20 protein-coding genes are annotated in these 18,613 nt (G+C 66.9%); 8 read left to right on the top strand and 12 right to left on the bottom strand.

Annotation, left to right across the window (positions count from 1 at the left end; genetic code table 11):
- Window positions 1–83 precede the first annotated feature (83 nt).
- Window positions 84–929: a bacteriorhodopsin gene (locus NATPE_RS05010; RefSeq protein WP_006179856.1), complete on the top strand. Its 846-nt coding sequence runs from the start codon at window positions 84–86 to the stop codon at window positions 927–929.
- A gap of 148 nt (window positions 930–1,077) precedes the next feature.
- Here the strand turns inward: NATPE_RS05010 and NATPE_RS05005 are convergent, their stop codons facing one another.
- Window positions 1,078–1,227, bottom strand: coding sequence for a 50S ribosomal protein L40e (locus tag NATPE_RS05005; RefSeq protein ID WP_006179857.1), 150 nt, complete (start codon window positions 1,225–1,227; stop codon window positions 1,078–1,080).
- 117 nt (window positions 1,228–1,344) lie between these two features.
- Between NATPE_RS05005 and NATPE_RS05000 the strand changes: the two genes are divergently transcribed.
- Window positions 1,345–2,262 (top strand): hypothetical protein, encoded by a 918-nt coding sequence (locus NATPE_RS05000; protein ID WP_006179858.1) that lies wholly within the window; start codon window positions 1,345–1,347, stop codon window positions 2,260–2,262.
- An 18-nt stretch (window positions 2,263–2,280) separates the two neighbouring features.
- On the opposite strand, the gene NATPE_RS04995 is transcribed toward NATPE_RS05000, so the two are convergent.
- A complete protein-coding gene (locus NATPE_RS04995; protein WP_006179859.1) occupies window positions 2,281–2,787 on the bottom strand; it encodes a DUF367 family protein in 507 nt (168 codons plus the stop codon).
- A 184-nt stretch (window positions 2,788–2,971) separates the two neighbouring features.
- Here NATPE_RS04995 and NATPE_RS04990 point away from each other — a divergent pair, with 184 nt between their 5' ends.
- The 3 genes from NATPE_RS04990 to NATPE_RS04980 all read left to right on the top strand — a co-directional run bounded on the left by NATPE_RS04990 (window position 2,972) and on the right by NATPE_RS04980 (window position 5,865).
- Window positions 2,972–3,874 carry a redoxin domain-containing protein gene (locus tag NATPE_RS04990; RefSeq protein WP_006179860.1) on the top strand — a complete coding sequence of 301 codons (903 nt, stop codon included), beginning with the start codon at window positions 2,972–2,974 and terminating at the stop codon, window positions 3,872–3,874.
- 43 nt (window positions 3,875–3,917) lie between these two features.
- The gene (locus tag NATPE_RS04985) at window positions 3,918–4,241 is read left to right on the top strand and encodes a nuclear transport factor 2 family protein (protein ID WP_006179861.1); all 324 of its coding nucleotides are present in this window, start codon (window positions 3,918–3,920) and stop codon (window positions 4,239–4,241) included.
- A 94-nt stretch (window positions 4,242–4,335) separates the two neighbouring features.
- A complete protein-coding gene (locus NATPE_RS04980) occupies window positions 4,336–5,865 on the top strand; it encodes a stage II sporulation protein M (protein ID WP_006179862.1) in 1,530 nt (509 codons plus the stop codon).
- A gap of 101 nt (window positions 5,866–5,966) precedes the next feature.
- Here NATPE_RS04980 and NATPE_RS04975 read toward each other — a convergent pair whose 3' ends face one another.
- Complete coding sequence (locus NATPE_RS04975) at window positions 5,967–7,340, bottom strand: MFS transporter (protein ID WP_006179863.1); 1,374 nt, start codon at window positions 7,338–7,340, stop codon at window positions 5,967–5,969.
- Between the two features lie 147 nt (window positions 7,341–7,487).
- On the opposite strand from NATPE_RS04975, the gene NATPE_RS04970 reads away from it, so the two are divergent.
- Window positions 7,488–8,177, top strand: a complete 690-nt coding sequence (locus tag NATPE_RS04970) for a DUF502 domain-containing protein (protein ID WP_006179864.1) — start codon at window positions 7,488–7,490, stop codon at window positions 8,175–8,177.
- Window positions 8,178–8,486: 309 nt separating this feature from the next.
- Here NATPE_RS04970 and NATPE_RS04965 read toward each other — a convergent pair whose 3' ends face one another.
- The 6 genes from NATPE_RS04965 to NATPE_RS04940 all read right to left on the bottom strand — a co-directional run bounded on the left by NATPE_RS04965 (window position 8,487) and on the right by NATPE_RS04940 (window position 13,615).
- Complete coding sequence (locus NATPE_RS04965) at window positions 8,487–9,425, bottom strand: branched-chain amino acid transaminase (protein WP_006179865.1); 939 nt, start codon at window positions 9,423–9,425, stop codon at window positions 8,487–8,489.
- Window positions 9,426–9,566: 141 nt separating this feature from the next.
- Entirely contained in the window at window positions 9,567–10,286 is a 720-nt protein-coding gene (gene ribB, locus NATPE_RS04960) for a 3,4-dihydroxy-2-butanone-4-phosphate synthase (protein ID WP_006179866.1), read from the bottom strand.
- On the bottom strand, window positions 10,283–10,990 hold the full coding sequence (locus NATPE_RS04955; RefSeq protein WP_006179867.1) for a DUF120 domain-containing protein: 708 nt from the start codon (window positions 10,988–10,990) through the stop codon (window positions 10,283–10,285). Before NATPE_RS04955 ends, ribB begins: the two co-directional genes overlap by 4 nt.
- 144 nt (window positions 10,991–11,134) lie before the next feature.
- The gene (locus NATPE_RS04950) at window positions 11,135–11,938 is read right to left on the bottom strand and encodes a DICT sensory domain-containing protein (protein ID WP_006179868.1); all 804 of its coding nucleotides are present in this window, start codon (window positions 11,936–11,938) and stop codon (window positions 11,135–11,137) included.
- Between the two features lie 249 nt (window positions 11,939–12,187).
- Window positions 12,188–13,216 (bottom strand): 4-demethylwyosine synthase TYW1, encoded by a 1,029-nt coding sequence (gene twy1 / locus NATPE_RS04945; protein WP_006179869.1) that lies wholly within the window; start codon window positions 13,214–13,216, stop codon window positions 12,188–12,190.
- Window positions 13,217–13,279: 63 nt separating this feature from the next.
- On the bottom strand, window positions 13,280–13,615 hold the full coding sequence (locus NATPE_RS04940) for a hypothetical protein (protein WP_006179870.1): 336 nt from the start codon (window positions 13,613–13,615) through the stop codon (window positions 13,280–13,282).
- A 138-nt stretch (window positions 13,616–13,753) separates the two neighbouring features.
- Between NATPE_RS04940 and NATPE_RS04935 the strand changes: the two genes are divergently transcribed.
- Window positions 13,754–14,116, top strand: a complete 363-nt coding sequence (locus NATPE_RS04935; protein WP_172637285.1) for a hypothetical protein — start codon at window positions 13,754–13,756, stop codon at window positions 14,114–14,116.
- Window positions 14,117–14,145: 29 nt separating this feature from the next.
- Window positions 14,146–15,066 carry a hypothetical protein gene (locus NATPE_RS04930; RefSeq protein ID WP_006179872.1) on the top strand — a complete coding sequence of 307 codons (921 nt, stop codon included), beginning with the start codon at window positions 14,146–14,148 and terminating at the stop codon, window positions 15,064–15,066.
- Between the two features lie 41 nt (window positions 15,067–15,107).
- Here the strand turns inward: NATPE_RS04930 and NATPE_RS04925 are convergent, their stop codons facing one another.
- From NATPE_RS04925 to glpK, 3 genes are all read right to left on the bottom strand, one after another.
- Window positions 15,108–15,788, bottom strand: coding sequence for an HAD-IIB family hydrolase (locus NATPE_RS04925; protein ID WP_006179873.1), 681 nt, complete (start codon window positions 15,786–15,788; stop codon window positions 15,108–15,110).
- A 136-nt stretch (window positions 15,789–15,924) separates the two neighbouring features.
- A complete protein-coding gene (locus NATPE_RS04920; RefSeq protein WP_006179874.1) occupies window positions 15,925–17,001 on the bottom strand; it encodes a hypothetical protein in 1,077 nt (358 codons plus the stop codon).
- 2 nt (window positions 17,002–17,003) lie between these two features.
- Window positions 17,004–18,545 (bottom strand): glycerol kinase GlpK, encoded by a 1,542-nt coding sequence (gene glpK / locus NATPE_RS04915; protein ID WP_006179875.1) that lies wholly within the window; start codon window positions 18,543–18,545, stop codon window positions 17,004–17,006.
- Window positions 18,546–18,613 lie beyond the last annotated feature (68 nt).

Genomic DNA, 18,613 nt, shown 5'->3' with positions numbered 1-18,613 from the left:
AAAAAGATCACGAAAATAAAGCATTAATCGAACAATACGACGCCTAGAACTTAGCCCGCGCAGCGATTGGCTCGGAACGCACGATGTTCGACGAACTGGTCGCGAGTGCGACAGGGGCACTGGTCCAGATGCAATCGGGACAGAGCGGGGCGGTGACACGGATCCAGAACGACGCGCTGTTGAGTGCGTCGCTATGGGTAAACGTTGCACTGGCGGGCCTGTCGGTACTGCTTTTCGTGTACATGTCCCGCAACGTTCGAGCGCATCGGGCACGGCTGATCTTCGCCGCGACGGTTCTGATCCCGTTAGTCTCGATAGCGAGTTATCTGGGGATGCTATCCGGGCTCACGGCCGGACTGGTGGAGATGCCGGCCGGCCACGCGCTCGCGGGCGAGGAAGTCCTCAGCCAGTGGGGGCGGTATCTCACGTGGACGCTGTCGACGCCGCTGATCCTGTTGGCGCTCGGGCTGCTGGCGGGGGTCGACACCGCTGACCTGTTCGTCGTCATCGCCGCCGACGTCGGGATGTGCGTGACCGGTCTCGCGGCGGCACTGATCACCTCGTCGTACGCGTTCCGATGGGTGTTCTACGCCGTCAGTTGCGCCTTCTTCCTCGTGGTCCTGTATGCACTACTCGTGGAGTGGCCGGTGGACGCCGAAGCTTCCGGAAGCGGCGAAATATTTGCCACCTTGCGGGCGTTGACCGTGGTGCTGTGGCTCGGGTACCCGATCGTCTGGGCGCTCGGGGTCGAGGGGATCGCACTCGTCGAATCGACCGCGCTTACCTCGTGGGGGTACTCGCTGCTCGACATCGGCGCGAAGTACGTCTTCGCGTACCTGCTCTTGCGCTGGGTCGCCAGCAACGAACGCGTGATCGCGGGGGTCACCCACGCCACTGCGGTCGATACCGGAACGTCCGCCGACGACTGATCACGATCCGACCTCCTTCCGTGTCGTCTTCGACCCGTCGACCGACCAGCGGACTCGGTTACGGATGTGACTCGCCGACCTGAACATCGAAAATACGCCGTAAGGTGCGGAGGCGATCCCGAAACGGTCGCCTCCGAGACCGAGCCGGTTATGCCGCGCGCGGTTCCTTCGCCTTGGGGCGAAGCTTCTCGTAGCCACACTTGCGACAGCGCTGGGCTCGCTTGGAGTTGCGAGCGTTACAGCGCATGCAGATCATCTTCTCGAGCGTCCGTTTCTCAGCGGCGTCGAAACTGGCCATACCCCGGCTTCGCCCGTGGCCCATTTAACGGCTGTGATTGGGGTCGCCGTGGGAAGGCAGCCGCAAAACGGGTTGCCGAGGCAACATTTAGGGCCGGCCAGCGTGTCCGCTCGAGTAATGGCTACGGAATCGATCCGGTGGACGATGGGCCCGCACAACAGCTGGCTCTCGCGGCTCGCCGCGTACGCCCCTTATGGGATCGGTGGTGGGCTCGGGCTCGTCGTGCTACTGAGTCTCGCTGTTTTCACGCTAGTCGGCGCGGTCACCGGATCGACGCTGGCGCTCGTCGTGGTCCTCGGGCTCGTCGGCGGTCCGATGTCCCTGCTGTACTGTTGGCTACTCGTTCAGTACGGGACGAACGGCTCCAAGTGGATCGCTCAGTACGCGGGAACCGACCGGCTCACGAAACGCGGAATCGTCGTCGCGACGGCCGTCGGTACCGTCCTCATTGCGGGCACGATCGCCACTGTACCCGAGCTAACGCTTGCGTTGTTCGTCCTCGGGTTCCTGTCGATGGTGTTTCTCGGCCCGCTGACGGCGACGGTCACGCTCGAGCGAGACGAACGATGGCTGCAACTGGGTGAGGACGACGATTTCGGCGGGCCAACGGTGATCGACCTCGAGAACGTGATCGGCGTCCGGCGGCTCTCCCTGGGGCCGCTCTCACGGTGGCAGTTCGTCGTGATCCGGCGAGTCCACGGTCCGCCGCGTTTCGTCCCGGTGCCGGATCGACATGCTGCGGCCGTCGACCGCGCCCTCGAGTGGGGGCTCGCGGCGACGCCGACGACGCCACCGAAGACGGCCGGCACGACCCGTCCGATGCGGATCGTCCTGGCGGCCATCGGGATCGGCTTCCTCGCGTTCGCCGTCGGGTTCGCCGCCCTCGTCACCCGAAGCGGCGACTCCGCTGGCGGTCGAGCGGTCGTTCCAGTCGTCCTCCTCGTATCGTTCGCCGCCGTCGCGCTCGGGTACGCCGGGTACGAGTCGTGGCTCGCACGGCGGTCGGCACCGCCGAGCGACGAGAACACCGGGTGAGCCGCCTCGCGTCGGGTGTCACTCCTCCTCGTCGGCCAGATAGTCTTCCTGGACCGCGACGACCTCGCTCGAGTCGGCACACTCGCTGTAGCGACGCAGCGGTTCCTCGTTTAACGTCAGGAAGGTCTCGCCCCAGCGGAACGGCTCGAGCAGTTCCTCGGCGCGGTCGTACTCGTCGAAAATACAGCAGGCCGCGGCCAGCGCCTCGACGGTGGTCAGCCGGAACGGCCGGCCGTAGTTGATCGGATTCGCGGCGACGAGGAAGGGCAGCGCCCGGTGGACGCCGCGCATCTGGAACGACGCCTCCTCGGCGGACTCCCACGAGCAATCGAGGGCGACCAGCGTCCCCAGCCCCTCCTCGCGGTCGGCCGGCGAGAGCGCCTGCTCGGCGTGGGGGTTGAGAACGACCCCGTAGGGCACCTGCCCCATCGACCGGTAGAGGGTCGCCTCGTCGAACTGCTCGAGGCGACGCGCGGTACACTTCTCGGGGTCGTCGTCGCCCTCGTAGTAGACGTGACACTCCACGGCCGAACACAGGTCGGCTCGGGACAAAAGGGTCGCGAACCGCGGTCGAATCGGCCGCTCCGGAAGCGAATCCGCGTCGCGTCCCTTGCTGACTCCGGTCGACGGTGCGGTCAGTGCCGCCGATCCGACTCGCTCGCTCCGTGCGATCGGTGTGCATATGGCAGTCGTAGGCCGAACGAGTGGTATGCTCGAGACGGGGGCAACCGCACCGACGTTCGACGGGCCCGCAGCGATCGACGACGAGATCCGTCACGTCACGTTCGACGAGGTGACCGCCGACAGCGGCGTCGTCCTGTTGGTCTTCTACCCGGCCGATTTCAGCCCGAGCTGTACCGAGGAACTCTGTTCACTCCGCGATCTCGACCTGTTCGGGCTCCAGAACGACGTTTCGATCGTCGGGGTTTCGACCGACTCCGCGTTTAGCCATCGGGCGTTCGCGGACCGCTACGACCTCGATTTCCCGCTCGTGTCGGACAGCGACGGCTCGATCGCGACGACCTACGGCGTCCTTTCGGACGACCAGTACGGCCACCGGCAGGCGGCCAAACGCGCCGTGTTCGTCCTCGATGGGGAACGGACTGTCCACTGCGCCTGGTCGAGCGACGACCCACAACGGCAGCCGCCCCTGGCGGAGATCCGCGAGACGATCGAAACGATCTCCGACGACGATGCGGCCGTCGAGCGCTACCGGATCGCGCACACCCACTACCGCGAGGGCGTGACGGAGTACGAGCGGGGCCGCGAGGCGTTCGCGGCCGAGGACTGGGTGACGGCAGCCGCCGCCTTCGACGCCGCCGTCGAGCCGCTTACCGACGCGCTTGAGGCGTTCGATGCCGCCAGGCGGTACGCGGACGACGAGGCCGTCGCCCGGATCGCGGAACGGGCGAACGAACAGGCGACGGATCGGCGCAACGCCGCGAAGTGGTACGCGAGCGCGGCGGACCACTACGGCCGCGGCGACGAGACGACCGGCGACGACTACCGGACGGATGCCGACCCCGTTCACGCCGCCGCGGCCGACCGAGAGGAGCCGCCCGAACCCGAAACCCTCCTCGAGACCGTCGACGGGGACGTCGCGGACGACTGATCGGAGCGTCCACTCTTTTGTCAGTCGCGACGAAACGTCGTGTATGACCCCCGCCACCCTCGTCAGGCGCTACTACGATGCCCTCGACGATCACGACTACGAGGCGCTCGAGACGGTCCTCGCTCCTCAGTTCGTCCAGCGCCGCCCCGACCGCACCTTCGACGACCGGGCTGCGTTCGTCGCGTTCATGCGTGACGAGCGGCCGAATCCGGACACCGGCCACGAACTCGCGGCCGTCATCGCCGACGGCGACCGCGTCGCGGTGCAGGGTCGCGTCGTCGACGACGGCGCGACGCTCTTCGAGTTCGCGGACGTCTTCGAACTCGCGGACGATCGGATCGTCCGTCTCGAGACGTACTCGCGATAACGCGATCCCACCGGTCGATCAGGGCCTCGAACTGCCGGCTCTACTCAGCCATCGAGAACGATCATTTAACTGAGACGCCGCCCAAGCGAAGCGTATGTCCCTGTCAGATTACGTCGCCGCCGTCGTGGCCGTCCTCCGTCGCCGGCCGGGCGATTTCCTCCCGGCCTATCTCATCGGTGCGTCGATCCCCGCGATCGTCCGCACCGTCCCGTTTCTGGCCGTCGCCGTCGCCTACCTCTTTCTCGCGACGACCGGCCGCCTCGAGACGATTCGGACTCACTTGACCGACCTCGAACAGCCGCCAACCGATCCCAACGCCGATCCCGAACAGTTCGAATCGTGGGCGGCCGGCCTCGAGCCGGTCGTCGATCAGCTGGTGACGCCGCCGCTGCTCGCGCTCGCTGCGGTGACGGTCCTTGTGAGTATCGCGCTGTTCGCGCTCGCCTCGGCCGCCGTCGCCGCGGGCCAACTCGGGGCCTGTTACGGGCGGCTTCGGGACGAGCGCGGACTCGTCGCCGCGCTCTCCGGCGCTCGTCGGTACTGGCCGCGCTTTCTCGGCCTGTTCGTCCTCGAGCTACTGTGCTGGGCGGTTATTCTCGTCGCCGTGGGGACCGTGACCGCAGTGGTTGCCGGCAGCGTCTCGCTGTTGGGCGGGTTGAGCCTGCTGGCCGTCCCCGTCGTGTTGCTGGCCGTCGGCGTCGCGATCATCGCGCTCCTCGCGATTCGCGCCGTGTTCGCGTTCGCCCCGGTCGCGGTCGTCGTCGACGACGCGGGCGTCGTCGGCTCACTACGGCACGCGGCCGGCTTCATCCGCAGACAGCCGGTCGAGGCTGGCTTCTACTACGTCATGGCTGTCGGGGCGTTCCTCGCGCTCTCGACGGTCTCCGGACTGCTCTCGCTCGTCGATGTCGTCGCGCTGGGCTCGCTGGTCACGTCGTTCGTTCTCTTCCCAACGCTGGACCTGCTGAAAACGGCCGTCTACTGTGGCTATCGCGACCGGCTCGAGCCGCCCGCGTCGCCGCCCCGCTCTCCTCGGGGCCAGTTCAGAGCCGGCCTGGGACGTGGCTGGTCGGCGCTGACCGCGTTCGTCCGCTCGCATCCGGGCACCCACGTCCTGGTCATCGTCCTCGCCGGGCTGAGTTTCTGGGCCGGCTGGCTCGTCGCCGATCCCTACGCCGGCACCGTCGAGGCCTCGATCGCCGGCCGCCTCGAGGGACATTTCCCGCCCGCGGCGGCCGTCGAACTGTTCGGCAACAACTGGCTGGTCGCGCTCTCGACGGCCTACGGCGGGCTCGCGCTCGTCGTCCCGGCGATCGTCTCGCTGCTTTTCAACGGCGTCTTCCTCGGTGCGATCGCACGCCTCGAGACGGATCCGACACAACTGGCGGCGTTCGTGGCTCCCCACGGCATCTTCGAGATTCCGGCGATCCTCGTGTCGGCGGCGCTGGGGATCGCCGTCGGAGCGGCCGGGTGGCGGACCCTCCGGGGACGGGCCAGTCGGGTCGAACTGGCGGACACTCTCGAGCGGGCGTTCTGGGTCCTGGTCGGAATCGGCATGGTACTCGCCGTTGCGGCGCTGATCGAGGGGTTCGTCAGTCCGTACTACTACCGCCTGTTCCTCTAACCGATCGAGCGGTCGAGCAACGCCGGCCGATCCATCGACCGCGGCGACCCGGCGGACTCGAGACGGGACATCCCAGGTGCAGGACTCCGTAACGGTGATCGTTACTGATAGGCCTCGAACTCCTCGCCGAACAGGAGGAAATAGCCCGTCCCGAACAGTCCGATGGCGGTCGCGACGGTAAAGGCGACGATCGGATCGCCGGCGAACAGTTCGGCACCGGTCAACGGGTTGGGAACGCCATCCCAGAGCAGCCCACCCAGCGCGGCGCTGGGAATCACGATCAGATTTCGCAACAGGTAGTACGCGCCCGTGACCCGACCGCCGGCACCTCGTTCGGCGGGGCCGACGATCAACGCCTTGTGCGCCGGCAGCCCGGCGAACCGGAGCCCGGAGAAGGCAAAGAGAACCGCGAGGACGGCCGCGTCCGGCGGCGCGTTGATCAGCAGGATCGGGAAGATCGCATAAACCGCAAAGCCGATCGCGACGACCGGCTTGAGCCCGACGCGCTCGGCCGCTCTCGCGACCGGAATCATCGTCACCAGGGCCACGAGCATCTCGATCCCCAGCAACACCCCGAAATACGACTGCGGCGAGAGATCGACCGCGCCGATCACCGGCAGCGACAGCGAGAGCCCGACCTCGAGAAAGCGCGTGACGACGATGACGAAGAAGACGTAGACCATCCCGTTGGCGAAGCGGACGAGCGTATCCGCGACCAGCAGCGGGCGTAGTTCGGCCGGCAGCGCCCGGAGGTCGGCGAGCAACTGCGTGACACCCTCGAACGCCGAACCGATGTCGTCGCCCGCGGGGTCGTAGAGCCAGTGTTGGACCAGCGTTCCCAGCGCGCCGAAGGCGACCGCGACGACCAGGATCAACTGGAAGGCGGTGACGATCCCGCCGTCGCTCGAGCCGAACGGATAAAAGAGCGCGGCAGCAAGCAGCGGGCCGACGAGGAAGGCCGTCCGGCGGAACGTCTCGGTGCTGGCGAAGCCGGCCGCCAGCCGCGACGGGGGAACGGCCTGCTTGACGATGGCGAACGTCGCCCCGAGCCCGAAGGACTTCCAGGCCTGCGCGAGGACGAGCCCGAGAAAGACCGCGACGACCGCAAGCGAGGTCGGACCGACCGAAACGTCCGCCAGCGTCGGCGCGACGAGCCAAATTCCGAAGCCGACCGTCGAACACAGCCCGAACGCGGTCAGTGCGTACCGCGAGCCGATCCGATCCGAGATCGCGCCGCCGGGATAGGGATACACCGCGCTGATTACGTTTCCGAACGAGCCGAACAGCCCCACGACCAGCCCTGAGGCCCCGAGGGCGTACAGGTACTCGCCCATGTACCGGCTCGTCATCTGAAACCCCAGACTGAAGGCGAACATCGCCACCGAGAGGACCAGCACGTCCCGCTCGAGCGAGACGAACTGCCGGAACGGATCGAGCGGATCGGCCTCCTCGGTCGACTCCCCCTCGAGGCTCATGCCGCTCAGTAGTCGGGCTACTGGCTTGAAATTTGTCCGTGACGAGGGCGTCGCCGGCTCGGACCGCCGGCACGGCACAGTCGCGTTCGACTGACAGTATCGACCGAAGGGAAGGGCTCATTAGCCAGCAGTGTGAGGGAATGGATAATGGCTTCGTGGAAGCGGGACTTCGCGAGCGGGCTGATCGTTCTCGGCCCGATCTTGGTCACGCTCTATGCGCTCTACTGGCTCTACGGACTCGTCGCCGGACTGACGCCCGGGCTCATTCTCGACGCGGCCGCGCTCGAGGCGTTTATCCCCGGCGACGGTCAACAGGCGGTCCAGACCCGCGAGCAGATCGCCCAGTTCCTCCGCGTGATCGTCGCCCTGACGGTCTTTATCATCCTGACGTTCTCGGTCGGCTATCTGATGCGGACGACGGTCGGCGGCCTCGTCGAGCGACTCGTCGACAACATCGCCAACCGCGTGCCGGTGATGCGGGTCGTCTACAACGCCTCGAAGATGGCCGCCGAGACGGCCTTCGGCGAACAGGAATCCCTGCAGAAGCCGGTCAAGATCGAGACCTGGGAGGGGCTCCGGATGACCGCGTTCAAGACCGGTAAAGTGACCGACGACGGGCGTGAGGTACTGTTCTTACCGACGTCACCCAACATCACGACAGGCTACGTCGTCGAGGTCGAGTCCGACGAGATCACCGAACTCGACGAGGACGTCGAGGACGCCCTGATCCGCGTTCTCAGCGCCGGCTTCGGCGACGCGAACCGGCGGGGGATGGATGCCGGCGTCTCGATCGACGTCATCGACGAGGCCGGGCGGACCGGGTCCGACGACGATTAAGCACCGAACTTTTCCTCGGCGGGTGCGCCTGCGGCGCACCCTCGGGAAAACTTCGATGAAAAGCACTCCTCCCTCCGTTCCGTTCACTACGCTCACTTCACATCGGTCGTCGGCCCGCTCGCTCGGCCTTCGGCCTCGCTCGCGGTCAGTAACGGGTGTTCGCCTGCCCTCCCCCGAGTCGCGCGCCTCTCGTAGTACTCGAGGCGCGCTCCCGGCCACGGCGAGTGGCTTCTCGAGGAACAGGCCACAGCGGTGGAATCATACCCCGGTAAAACCGGGTCGTCACGCGCTATACAGTCGAGAGAGCCGCTATTCGATGTCGACGAACTCGAACCACTCGTCGTACTCTTCGGAGCCCTGTTCGACGATGTCGAAGAACTGCTGTTGGATCTCCTCGGTGACGGGGCCGCGGGAGCCGTCCCCGACGACGACGTTGTCGACTTTCCGGATCGGCGTCACTTCGGCGGCTGAGCCGGTGAAGAACAGTTCGTCGGCGGTGTTGAGTTCGCCCCGCGAGATCGAGACGTCGTCGTGGACAGTGTAGCCCAGTTCCTCCGCAATCCGAATAACCGCATCGCGGGTGATCCCGTCGAGGATCGACTCCGAGAGGCCGGGCGTGTAGATCTCGTCATCGCGCACGAGGAAGACGTTCTCGCCGGGGCCTTCGGCGACGTTGCCCTCCTTGTTGAGGACGATCGCTTCCGCGTAGCCGTTCCGGCGGGCCTCCTCGCCCGCGAGCATACTGTTGACGTACAGGCCCGTGGTCTTGGCGTTGGTCGGGATCTGGCTCGAGGCGTGTTTCCGCCACGAGGAGATCATCACGTCGATGCCGTTCTCGAGGGCGTCCTCGCCGAGGTAGGCACCCCACGGCCAGGCGGCGATGGCAGTGCGGGTCGGACAGTCCTTCGGACTGACGCCCAGCGAGTTGTAGCCGTAGAAGGCAACCGGGCGGATGTAACACGACCGCAGTTCCTGGCGCTGGATGAGTTCCTTCGTCGCCGCAGTGAGTTCTTCCTTCGAGTGTTCGATGTCCATCTCGTAGGGCTTGGCCGACTGGAAGAGCCGATCGAGGTGTTCCTCCCAGCGAAAGAGCGCGGGGCCGTTCTCGGTGTCGTAACAGCGCGCGCCCTCGAAGACGCCGCTGCCGTAGTGGAGTCCGTGCGTGAGAACGTGGACCTGCGCGTCGTCCCAGTCGACGAACTCGCCGTCCATCCAGATCGTGTCGACGTCCATCTCGTCGAATCCCATGATCAGGAGTGTTACAAGCCACCGTACTAAGTGTTCGCGATTCGACCTGCGTGTGGTCCCGTCGGCGCTGTCGCCGTCATCGCTGTGTTGTCGGCAGCCAGCGATTGGTGGCCGACTCGAGACAGCGCTCGAATCGGCAGGCTATCGACAGCGCTCGAGGACTTCGCTGCCCTCGAGGTAGGCGAAGCCGTGGCGGTCGGCGTAGTCGCGGGCGTCGGCCGGGGAGAGCGCGTCGCCGGTCTCGTCGTCGAGCATCTCACAGACGACGACGGCGGGCGAGCGGCCGGCGGCGTCGGCCAGCGCGAGCCCGAGTTCGGTGTGGCCCTCACGCTGGGCCAACAGGTCCGGTGCGCCCTTGAGCAGGTGGACGTGGCCGGGGACGCGGAACTCCTCGGCGAACGCGGTCGTCTCGGGCGTGGCGGCGGCCGCGCCCAACTCCCGAATGGTCGTCGAGCGGTCGTCGTCGGTAATTCCGGTGTAGGTGTCGCGGTGGTTGACCGTCAGCGAGAACGACGAGCGGTCGTCGTAGCCGAGTTCGTGGTCGGCCGTCGCGGGATGCTCGACCGCGTCCGAGTAAAACGGGAGGTCGAACGCCTCGGCGATCTCGTAGCCCAGCGCGACGCAGATCAGCCCGCCGGCGTCGTTGCGCAGTCGGGCCACGGCCTCGGGAGTGACGGCGTCGGCGTGGTAGATCAGGTCCGTCTCGCCCTCGCGGTCGGCCGCGTCGTGGACGAGGATCGGCTCGCCCGTCCGAAGCGACTCGAGTGCGCGGTCGAACGCATCGGCGGCCGGGCCACCGGTACCCGAACCCGCCCCGGTGCCGTCGGCGTTGGACTGTGGGCCCGCGTGATGACCCGTCATTCGCGATCACCCACCGAGACGGTGACGTGATCGCCGTCCTCGAGACCGAGTTCGTCACGCAGCTTGTCGGGGGCGATCACCTCGAGCTGGTCGTCGTCGTGGTGGGTGCGTTCGGGGGCGATGGTGTAGGCGTCGTCGTAGGTCGCGCCGTCGGCGGTCTCGATCGTCGCGGGGTAACAGACGGCGGGGCCGTAGGTCCGGTCATCGGACTCCCAGCCGTCGATCGGGACGGGCTCGAGCGAGGCCATGGCGCTGCGCCGGCGGACGCTGTCCTCGCGCAGGTCGACGTTGAGCGTCCCGGGGAACGGCTCGTAGCCGAGCCGGTCCTCGAACTGGCGCTGATAGCCCGGCAGGGAGATGTAGTGGCGACCCTCGCCCATCCCGCTCGTGATAGTTCCCTCGAGCGAGATCTGTGAGTCCGTCTCGAAGATCCGGCGGTAGTCCTCGTACTCCGCGTGGAGGGCTCGCTCGCCGGTGTCGGTGATCGCGACCCACTGGCCGTCGCTGACGGTATCGCGCTCGAGCAGGTCGGCGCTCTCGAGCCGTTGGAGACGTCGCGAGGCGGTCTGGTTCGAGGCGTCGAGCCGCTCGGCGAGGCGAGAACAGGAGATCTTGACGTCGCCCTCGAGCCCGCCCTCGAGCGCGAGGAGTTTGAGCACGGCGAGTTCGTCGTGCCCGACGGCGGACTCCGTGAGTACTGACATACTCGTCCCTATTGCCCATGCGGGTAAAAGCATACCGAATGTGGCATGCGTAACGAAACTGTGACGGGGTTCACGAGCGTTTATCGCGTATTCCGGAGTTGGGGACCGAACGGAAAAACCCACCGCCTCCCATGATCGGTCGGGCTACAGTTCCCGCGCGATGTAGTCCGCGATCCGCGCGACGCGGTCGGGGTCGGTCGTCCAGAAGCCGTCCCAGACGCGGGGTTCGGTCTCGAGACAGACGAGTGCGGTGCCGACGGCGTCGGGTGCCCTGCGATCGTCGGGATCGAAGACGACGAACCATCCGTCCCGATACTCCGGCCCCGTCCCGGTGTGAACCGTCGCGTCCAGTTCCGGCGGACAGCCGTCGTCGACGCCGTAGACGTGAACGTCGACGTCGGTTTCGGCGAGTTCCGCGTAGGTCTCGTAGGTCCCGATCTCGTCATCGATGCGCGAGAGTTGCTGGAACGCGCTCTGTAACGTGCCGCTGCCGGCCGCCCAGGCCCGCTGTTCGATATACCGCGAGACGACGATCAACAGGAGTTTTTCCTTGTGTGCGAGCGGGTAGCCACGCAGTCGGAGCCGGGTGCCTTCCAGCCCCGCCAGCACGTCGGGGAAGGCGATCTCACCCATGCCGCGCGCGCCAGTGACGAACAGGTCCGAGTTGATCGCGAGGATCGCGTCGTACAACGTATGCATCGGCGAGGCCGCGACCGGCTTTCCGTCCTCGAGCAACACGGCCGTATCGCCCTCAGTTGCGAGCGCGACGTCGATTTCGGGGTCGAGATCCGATCCGATCGAACCGGCTTCGGCCCGTTCGACGGCGATCGGCTGGCCCGCGAACGCGTCGGAGAGCATCTCGGCGAGCGGCCCCGTGGAACCGTCGGCGACGATCGCGATCGTCCGATCGGGCGAACCGACGTCGTCGATAAACGATCGGAGAGTCACTGGAGAACGTTCATCCGTTCAGTACGTAAGTGTTATCGCCGCCGTCGGGTCGGATCAACGACCCCGTTCCCGCGCGGTGGCGATGCGGTCCCGGAGTCGATCGATCATTTATTACGTTTCCTTCTAGAGGAACAGATAGGATTCTATGGCCGACCACCTGACGTATCAGACGTAAAGAAAGAGCGTGTCTGGATTAGTGATCGAATCGAGGCCGCGAGCGGAGCGGCCGACACGGCTGGCGGGACGCGTCTAATCGCCCACGACCGGATCGCGCTCCCAGAACTCGCTGCCTTTCTTCAGCTTTGGGACCCACGTATCGCCGGTCTTGGCGAGCAAGGCGACGCGGGAGGCCGGCACCTCTTTGACCTCGTCGAATGCCGGCATGTATTCGCCGACCCGCTCGGCGAACTCCACGACCGCCTCGTGGTCGGGCATCGCCGAGCGGTCGAGTCGACCCTGGGAGTGGCCGACGTGCATGTACGCCTTCAGTTCGATGAAGTCCGGATCGGCCTGCTGGTAGAAGCCGGCGTACCAGTCCGGGTGGTGCATGTTCTCACCCTCGACGAGCGTCGTCCGGAGGACGGTCCGGGTCTCGTCTTTCGCGGCGAGAGCGTCCATCGTCTCGAGCAGGCGCTCCCAGGCGTCGTCCTCCATCGCGCCGACGACCTGATCGAAGGTGTGGCGTTCGGGGGCGTCGACGCTGACGTAGAGTTGCGTCGGGTCACACTCCCGCAGGACCTCGGGGCGGGTGCCGTTCGAGACGAGGAAGGTGGTGATATCGCGGTCGTGGAAGGCCTCGATGAGTTCGGGCAGGTAGGGGTAGAGCGTCGGTTCGCCGTCCAGCGAGATGGCGACGTGGCGCGGCTCCATCGCCTGGTCGAACACCTCGCCCGGGACCTCGTCGTTGCCGCCGAAGCCCGAGAGCAGTTTCTTCTGGAGCCGGATCGAGGCGTCGACGACTGCCTCGGGGTCGTCCCACTCGACGTCGTCCATCTCGTAGGCGTGGCCCTGGTGGTCGCGCCAGCAGAAGACACAGCGCTCGTTGCACTTGACCACCGGCGTCATCTGGATGCAGCGATGGGACTCGATGCCGTAGAAGATGTTCTTGTAACACTTCCCCTCGCCGCGGACGGCGTTGGCCGTCCAGCCGCAGGTCTGGGCGGCCGTGTGGTTCTCGCTGTGGTAGTCCGGACTCGAGACCTGTGCCGGCCCGCCGTCGTCGCCGTCGGCGGTGGCATCAGCACCTGCATCGCCCCCGGGGTTCGCGGAGTCGCTCATCTTGGGGGTCGTTGGACGGGACCCGTCAAAAGGTGTGTGGTGTCGGGGGCGACCGACGGCGGCCTACTCCTCGCCGGAGCGGTCGCTCGCGGAGTCGCTGCCGGGACCGTCGGGCAGCGCGTGCGGATCGGCGGGCTCGTCGCCGTGTCTGGTGTCGTCGCTCTCGAAGAGATACAGCGCCGGCCCCGCGATCACCATCACGAGCAGGCCGGGGATCGGTACGTCCGGCGGTCCCAGATAGGTGACGAGCCCACCCCCGCAGGTGACGAACACGAACCCCGCCCACAGCGCCGGCCGCGAGATCTCGAGTCGGCTCGCGTCCCGGTAGACGGCGGCCGCGGCGGCGATGACGATCGCGAACCCGACGACGGCGACGGCGATCGCCTGCAGCGAAACCATACCCGAACTTACGACAAGAAGGGGAAAAGCGTTCTGAGACCTGGTTCGAAGAGGCCATCGGGCCGCCACCCATCAGCGGACGACCGGCTTCCGTACGAAAGCCTCGCGCTCTTTCCCGTACCGATCCAAGCGATGACCATGATTGGGGCCTACACGATCGGCAAGAAAGCGGTCACGTTCGGGTACAAACGCTACGGGGTTCCGGGAGCGGTCGCCTCCGGCGGTGCGGCGCTCGCGGGCTATCTCGTCGTCCGCCGCGCGTTGCAATCGTCGACGAACGACGGGAGCGTCGACTCGGCCATCGACGCGGGTGAGATCCAGTCCGCGGTCGAGGAGAAGGGACTGGGTGCGGTGACGGACAAAGGGACGCTCGACCGGGCGATCAACGAGGACGAAGTCGGCTCGCCGTTCGACATGGGCGACGTCCAGTCATCGGCCGCGGACGAGACCGACGAGTTCGCCGAGGGGGCAGGCGAGGGCGACTCGAGCGCCGGGAACTGAACCTGACGGACCGCGAGTTCGATTTCAGCATGAACCAGCGAGACAGCACCACCGAGACCGACGAGGAGCCGGCAGACGAGCGACGCATCGCGGGGATCGACGATACCCTCGCCGAAGCGCTCGATACCGTTCGAAGCGGCGTTCGATCGGGTGCGCCGGCCGGCGCCGCTGGCTTCGCGAGTCTCCTGAGCGGCGTCCGGGCGCTGCGACGCGGCGACCGCGGCCACGGCTACCTGCGGCTCGGCGCGGGCGGGCTCCTTCTCGTGATCGCGATCGACCAACGTCGGGCGGCTCGCGACCGGACCGGCGTCGAACCGACGGCCGTCGCCAGTACGTCACCCGACATCGAGGGTCTCGAGGGGCGGGAACGAAACGCCGGTCGCGAGGACCACGCCGGCGGCGACGCGGCCAGCGAGGTCGCCAGGACATCGATCGACATCGAGGACGCGGCCTCGAGTCCCGAGTCCGGTGACGCCGCGGGCGGGCCGACTACTGCGGCCGAGTCCGGCGACGCCGAGCGCGAACCGGACGCTGCCGAAGTCGCCGAACCCGAAGCCTACGAGCAGTTGGGTGCGGCGGCGTTCGACGAACACAGCAGCGAGGTGCCGGTCCCCCAGACCGCGTTCGACCGGACGATCCTGTCGCTGGGGTCGGAGGTCTTCTGGGGGATCCGCGAGGCCGACGACGCCGTCGTCGTCTCGGGGCAGTTCGATCCGATTCGGGACGGCGACGGGCTCCGGTACGTCGCCAGTTCCGAGGTCGACGGCGAGCGGTCGCTGACGGTGCCAGACACCGTGTTGACTCACTGGGACGCGGTCGCCGGCGGCGGGCTGGCCGTCGCCTCGGGTGACGACCTCGTCTTCCTCACGACCGACTCGCTGGGCGCGGACGACCAGATACGGGTCGTTCCTGAGCAGTGGCTCGAGGACGTCCTCGAGAACGGCGAGTAACGATTGGCGATCGCGGCGCGGTCCCCGCTCCGATGACCGCGTTACGACTCGCGGACCCGCTCGAGGACCGCGAGCGTCCCGTCGGCGTGGACGGCGTCGAGGACCTCGTCGGCGGCCGCTTTCGCCAGTTCGTCGGCGTTGCCGACGGCGAAACTCCGGCCGACGGCCTCGAACGACGAGACGTCGTTGACTGAGTCGCCGACCGCTACACAGTCGGTGAGGTCGATCCCGACACGGTCGGCGATCGTCTCGAGTCCCTCGCCCTTGTTCGGATCGGTGTCCTTGACGTGGTAGGCGTAGCCGGTGTCGATCACCTCGAGGCCGTGGTCGGCGGCGATCTCGCGCAAGGGCTCGAGCGGCTGCTCCAGATTGACCGCGATCTCGGTTTCGCGCCAGCGGTTGACAGTGTCTTCCGCGCCCCAGCCCAGGTCGTAGCCCGCCGCGCGGTACTCCTCGGCGACGGCGCGAGCGGCCTCGCGATCGGCGGTGAAGAAGACGTCGTCACCGGTGTAGACGACGCCGCCGTTTTCGGCGACGACGAGTTCCGGAATTCCGACGAAATGACAGAGGGCGACAGGGTAGGGAAACGCCTTCCCGGTGGCGATGACGACCGGGGCCTCCCACTCGCGGATCGGATCGAAGACGCGGGGGTCGATGCCCCACCCCTCCGGGCGGGTGAGCGTCCCGTCGATATCCAGCACCAGCGGCGGATCAGCGGTCATACCGAGCAATGGGTAAGCCGGCCCCTAAAACGGTCGGATCGGTAGGACCGTCCGCCGCGACGGCGACTCGCGTATCGTCGTCGCTGCTCGAGCGTAACTGAGATGTCGGTCGTCGAAAACGCGAAACCCTGGCCGCTCAGAGAGAGAGATAGCCCGCGTTGGGGAGCAAGCCGACCAGATAGAGGACGCCGAGGACAAGCATGAACTCGGCGATAGCCATCGCCGGCGGGTCGACGTGTGTCCCGGAGTGGGAGTAGAACACGCGCTGGCTCACCTCGCCGAGCAGGCCGCTGATCGCGCCGAAGGCACCGGCGGCGAGCAACGCGACCAGTTCGCTGCCCATCGCGGGCATAGCGATCACCGCGCCCACGGTACCCAGCAGCGTGATGTGATGGGTGACCGGGATCTTCTCGACGCCGAGGTTGAGGAAAAGGAGGCTCATGGCCGAAATCGCGTAGCCCATGAAGTAGCTCCCGGTCTCGAGCCAGATGTAGCCCCCGAGCAGTCCGCCGACGATCCCGATGGCGGTCACGCCGGACCACTTGTACTGGTGGGGGAGCCAGGGCTCGGTCGCCAGCCGGTCGGTCTCGGTGCCGCCGTCGGCGGCCATGCGCTTTTCCTCGCGCTCGAACGGCGACATGTCGAGGACGCTCGAACCGCCGACCTTGCCCACGATCGGGTACCCGAACGCGAGTCGGGCGAGGAACGCCGTGGCGACGACCGAGAGCGCGATGTTGTCGGTCGGGAAGCCGAGCCCGCCCATGACGCGCGTGATGAGCATCCCGACCGCCCCGAAGACGGCCCCGACCGCGAGGATGTCGGGCTTGGTGCCGAACGCGTAGAGGATGTCTTTGCCGAAGTGGTAGTCCCAGTCGTTGGGTTCCATCTCGGGATACGTCCGTCCGGCGTAGGCCGTCGCGGCGACGCCGCCGGCGAAGGCGATGTGTGGGCCGGTGACCGCACCGAAGCCGATGGTCCCGGTGATACCGGTCGCGATATCGCCCGCTCCGGCGACGCCGATTTCGCTTCCGATCTCGTCCTGCAGAATCGCGATCCCCTCGCCGAGGAAGACAACGAAACCGGTGAAGACGAACGAGGGAAGGGCACCGAGGGCCGCGCCGAACGCGCCGCCGGCGAGGGCGGCGATGAGCAGGACGGCGAAGGCCTCGAGTTCCATGCCGACGATGGGGACGGTAACGAGCGGCTGCAACATCGTTAGTCCTCCTCGTCACGCGCCCAGTCGCGCGAGCGCTTGACGGCGTCGTTCCATCGTTCGTATCGTCGGTCCGCGCGGTCGGGATCCATCTCGGGCTCGAACTCGGCGTCGACCTGCCAGTTGCTCCGCAACTCGTCGGGGTCGTCCCAGTAGCCGACGGCGAGGCCGGCCGCGTAGGCCGAGCCCAGCGCCGTCGTCTCGTCGACGACGGGGCGGACGATCTCCGAGCCGATGATATCGGACTGGAGTTGACAGAGGTAGTTGTTCTTGACCGCGCCGCCGTCGACCTTCAGCGATCGCATCTCGATGCCCGAGTCGGCCTCCATCGCCTCGGCGACGTCGCGAGTCTGGTAGGCGATCGACTCGAGCGTCGCGCGAACGACGTGTTCTTTCCGGGTGCCACGGGTCATCCCGACGATGGTGCCGCGGGCCCGTTGGTCCCAGTGGGGTGCGCCCAGCCCGGTAAAGGCGGGGACGACGTAGACGCCGTCCGTTGAGTCGACGCTGCGGGCCAGTTCCGCCGTCTCGGCGGGGTCCTCGATCAGCGTCATGTCCTCGAGCCACTCGATGGCCGCGCCGGTGACGAAGATCGAGCCCTCGAGTGCGTACTGGACCGGTTCGCCCGAGCGCTGGAACCCGATCGTCGTCAGCAGCCCGTGGTCGCTCTCGACGGCCTCGTCACCGGTGTTCATCAGGAAGAAGGAGCCGGTGCCGTAGGTGTTCTTGGCGTCGCCGGCGTCGAAACAGGTCTGGCCGAACAGCGCGGCCTGCTGGTCGCCCAGCGCGCCCGCGACCGGCACCTCGGCCTCGAGGAACCCGTCGGGGTCGGTCGTGCCGTAGGTGTCGTCGTCGCTGGAGGGCCGGACCTCGGGCAACATCGCCTCGGGGATCGAGAACTCCTCGAGCAGGTCGTCGTCCCATTCGAGGTCGTGGATGTCGTACAACATCGTCCGCGAGGCGTTCGTGACCTCGGTGACGTGGTTCCCGGTCAGGTTGTAGATCAACCACGTGTCGATCGTCCCGAACAACACGTCGCCTTTCTCCGCCCGGTCGCGGATGTCCTCGGGCCGGGCGCGCTCGAGTTTGATCGGATCGGCGTTATCGAGCAGCCATTCGGCCTTCGTCGCCGAGAAGTAGGCGTCGGCCTCGAGGCCGGTCTTCTCGCGGATCGCCTCGACTTTTCCCTCCTCCTCGAGGGCCTCGACGCGATCGGTGGTTCGGCGGTCCTGCCAGACGATGGCGTTGTGGACCGGTTTCCCGCTGTCGGCGTCCCAGAGAACCGTCGTCTCCCGCTGGTTGGTCACGCCAATGGCTGCGAGCTGGGACGGGGAGATTCCCGCCTGTCCGAGCGCCTGCTGGATCACGGCCTTGGTGTTCTCCCAGATCTCCATCGGGTCGTGTTCGACCCAGCCGGGCTCGGGGTAGATCTGTTCGTGTGTCTCGTAGGCGTTCGCGACGACCTGACCCTCGTGATCGAACACGATAAACCGGGTCCCGGTCGTTCCCTGGTCGACCGCTCCGACGTACGTTGTGTCTGTCACTGGTAGTCACCTCGTACCGCCACGCGATTCGTTTACTGCCGGTCGCGTGATACCAGTAAACGACACCG

This window comes from Natrinema pellirubrum DSM 15624 (assembly GCF_000230735.2).
Lineage (GTDB): Archaea > Halobacteriota > Halobacteria > Halobacteriales > Natrialbaceae > Natrinema > Natrinema pellirubrum.
Note: the sequence above shows the minus strand (reverse complement) of the source record. Positions and strands in the feature narration are given on the sequence as shown.

Excerpts from the sequence above, each read along its gene's own strand:
- NATPE_RS05010 (WP_006179856.1), top strand. The coding sequence starts at position 84 with ATGTTCGACGAACTGGTCGCGAGTGCGACAGGGGCACTGGTCCAGATG.
- NATPE_RS05005 (WP_006179857.1), bottom strand. The coding sequence starts at position 1,227 with ATGGCCAGTTTCGACGCCGCTGAGAAACGGACGCTCGAGAAGATGATC.
- NATPE_RS05000 (WP_006179858.1), top strand. The coding sequence starts at position 1,345 with ATGGCTACGGAATCGATCCGGTGGACGATGGGCCCGCACAACAGCTGG.
- NATPE_RS04990 (WP_006179860.1), top strand. The coding sequence starts at position 2,972 with ATGCTCGAGACGGGGGCAACCGCACCGACGTTCGACGGGCCCGCAGCG.
- NATPE_RS04985 (WP_006179861.1), top strand. The coding sequence starts at position 3,918 with ATGACCCCCGCCACCCTCGTCAGGCGCTACTACGATGCCCTCGACGAT.
- NATPE_RS04980 (WP_006179862.1), top strand. The coding sequence starts at position 4,336 with ATGTCCCTGTCAGATTACGTCGCCGCCGTCGTGGCCGTCCTCCGTCGC.
- NATPE_RS04975 (WP_006179863.1), bottom strand. The coding sequence starts at position 7,340 with ATGAGCCTCGAGGGGGAGTCGACCGAGGAGGCCGATCCGCTCGATCCG.
- NATPE_RS04970 (WP_006179864.1), top strand. The coding sequence starts at position 7,488 with ATGGCTTCGTGGAAGCGGGACTTCGCGAGCGGGCTGATCGTTCTCGGC.
- NATPE_RS04965 (WP_006179865.1), bottom strand. The coding sequence starts at position 9,425 with ATGGGATTCGACGAGATGGACGTCGACACGATCTGGATGGACGGCGAG.
- ribB (WP_006179866.1), bottom strand. The coding sequence starts at position 10,286 with ATGACGGGTCATCACGCGGGCCCACAGTCCAACGCCGACGGCACCGGG.
- NATPE_RS04955 (WP_006179867.1), bottom strand. The coding sequence starts at position 10,990 with ATGTCAGTACTCACGGAGTCCGCCGTCGGGCACGACGAACTCGCCGTG.
- twy1 (WP_006179869.1), bottom strand. The coding sequence starts at position 13,216 with ATGAGCGACTCCGCGAACCCCGGGGGCGATGCAGGTGCTGATGCCACC.
- NATPE_RS04940 (WP_006179870.1), bottom strand. The coding sequence starts at position 13,615 with ATGGTTTCGCTGCAGGCGATCGCCGTCGCCGTCGTCGGGTTCGCGATC.
- NATPE_RS04935 (WP_172637285.1), top strand. The coding sequence starts at position 13,754 with ATGATTGGGGCCTACACGATCGGCAAGAAAGCGGTCACGTTCGGGTAC.
- NATPE_RS04930 (WP_006179872.1), top strand. The coding sequence starts at position 14,146 with ATGAACCAGCGAGACAGCACCACCGAGACCGACGAGGAGCCGGCAGAC.
- NATPE_RS04925 (WP_006179873.1), bottom strand. The coding sequence starts at position 15,788 with ATGACCGCTGATCCGCCGCTGGTGCTGGATATCGACGGGACGCTCACC.
- NATPE_RS04920 (WP_006179874.1), bottom strand. The coding sequence starts at position 17,001 with ATGTTGCAGCCGCTCGTTACCGTCCCCATCGTCGGCATGGAACTCGAG.